Source organism: Schnuerera sp., from assembly GCF_035459645.1.
Lineage (GTDB): Bacteria > Bacillota > Clostridia > Tissierellales > Tepidimicrobiaceae > Schnuerera.
In genome coordinates this window covers 1-1957 of record NZ_DATHXO010000428.1, presented here as the reverse complement: position 1 = coordinate 1957, position 1957 = coordinate 1, and the positions used below count along the sequence as shown (strand labels likewise).

Annotated in this window: 2 protein-coding genes and 1 pseudogene; all 3 read right to left on the bottom strand. The window is 32.3% G+C overall.

Annotated elements, in window-relative coordinates; translation table 11 throughout:
- Positions 1-43: 43 nt before the first annotated feature.
- Positions 44-628 (bottom strand): CRISPR-associated endonuclease Cas1, encoded by a 585-nt coding sequence (gene cas1 / locus VK998_RS10185; protein ID WP_325228023.1) that lies wholly within the window; start codon positions 626-628, stop codon positions 44-46.
- Between the two features lie 15 nt (positions 629-643).
- Positions 644-1183, bottom strand: a complete 540-nt coding sequence (cas4, locus tag VK998_RS10180) for a CRISPR-associated protein Cas4 (protein ID WP_325228022.1) — start codon at positions 1181-1183, stop codon at positions 644-646.
- 10 nt (positions 1184-1193) lie between these two features.
- A pseudogene (locus VK998_RS10175) lies at positions 1194-1957 on the bottom strand (hypothetical protein); the annotation flags it as partial.

Below are 1957 nucleotides of genomic sequence, written 5' to 3'. Positions count from 1 at the left end.
CCAGGGCACGCTGTGCGGCTGCAAGCTGTACGCCAACCCGGCGCTACTGACCATCCACAAGGTGGAGCCCGTGCGCCGCACCTGGCGGGAGCGCCTGCTGTCCTGGCCGTGGAAGCCGTGGGTAGCCGAGCGCCTGGAAATTACCATGGCTCATATTTCCTTCAATTCCCATTAATTGATTAGTAGTTTTACAATGATGTATTTCTTCATATAAAGATATTATAGCATTTTCGATTTTTTCTAAACTCCTACCTCTATTTTTATAATACCTAATTACATTCAACATATTTTTGCTACTTCCTTCAACAAATTTGCTAGCAATAGCCATTCTTTTATTGACATCTAAATAATGTTCTGCTTGCATAAGTATCATATATCCCGAATTTAAATATTCTCTAGGATAATAGGTGCCAGTATAATAACCATAATAATTGAAAAAATGCATAAGTATTCTCTTCTGAGATATATATGTTAAAAGGCTTTTGTTTAGACTTACTTCTCCAAACACAAGTATATCACTTATATCTTCTATTGGAATATATCTTTTATTCATGTCAGTTTCAAAATATAAGGTATTATCTTTCCTTTTTATCTCTCCATCGTTAAAAATATATATTGTCTTCTTCATAGAATTATCATCTCCTTAAGACCAGCAAAATTCGGCATAGGCACAATTCTTACACATATTAATTTTGTTTGGTTTTGGCGGATAGGGCCGGTTGCATATTTCTATAATATCTTTTTCAGCTCCTTCTAACTCTTCTATAAGCTCGTCTGTTAATTCTATAGTTTCTCGCTTTCTTTCCCGCGGAAACATAAGTACTCCTTTTCCTTCTAATCCATTCCTTTTAAGTTCTAATAAATAATAGGCGAGTTGCATCTTTGAACTTTCTATGAATTTTGAAGATGCGAGTTGCATCTTTGAACTTTCTATGAATTTTGAAGATTTTTTTATTTCTCCTATCATCAAATAACCATCTTTTTTATCAAGTACGTCTACTTTTATACCTCCGATAGAAATTTCCTTTTTCTTTCTTTTATAAGAGTTTTCATGCATGAACCGCCCTATATCAATATTTGGATCATCCTGGTCTGAAACAATATTATGGGCCATAAGCCAGACTTCTCTTTTGCAAATATAGTAATACCATATTAAAGTTCCACCCACTCTTAATGCTTCCAAGTAATCCCCCCTAAAATATCATACATTCATCCTCTTTATCTCTTATAAAACCTGTTTCGTCATCATAGAATAACTCTATTCCTTCTCTAGGTAGTAAAATGATTCCATTATTCGTAGTAAAACTTCTAAAATATTTGTTGGGAATAGAGATTGTATAATCCTTCATATCTCTTTGAATATCTAAATATAATTCTCTTTTTTTATTTATATTTTTTATGTTGGATAACTTTAAATAGTTTTCATATGCCCTTTCAGCCCTATCATCGTATATAAAGAAAACATCCATATATCCAGGATTGTTTTGTATTAATGAAAAGCTATTAATAGAATATTCTCCTTCAGAAAAGTCCAATACCTCAATTGATTCAATGAATTTTGTTGACACTTCTTTAGATTTATTTTGTTTTACTTTGGCAAAATAATCGTTTATAACCCTATAATATTCTTTTTCAAGAATTTTTCCCTTGTTTTGTAAAATTTCCTTAGAAATATTTATTAGGCTATTTCCGTAAACATAATTGCCAAAATTTTTCCCTGTTTCATCTACTATGGAATATATATATACATCCCCTATTATATTTTTGTTATTCCTATTACATCTTCCAGCGCATTGTATAATTGAATCTATAGGCCCTATATCCCTTATTACTATATCAAAATCTAAGTCTACCCCCGCTTCAACTACTTGAGTTGTAACGAGTATAATATTGTCTTCGTTTCTAAGGCGTTCCTCTATTTTTTTTATTCTTCCTCTTCTGTGTACTGGAAGAATAT

What these genes read in the sequence shown, in the direction of transcription:
- cas1 (WP_325228023.1), bottom strand. Translation starts at nt 628, where the DNA reads ATGAAGAAGACAATATATATTTTTAACGATGGAGAGATAAAAAGGAAA.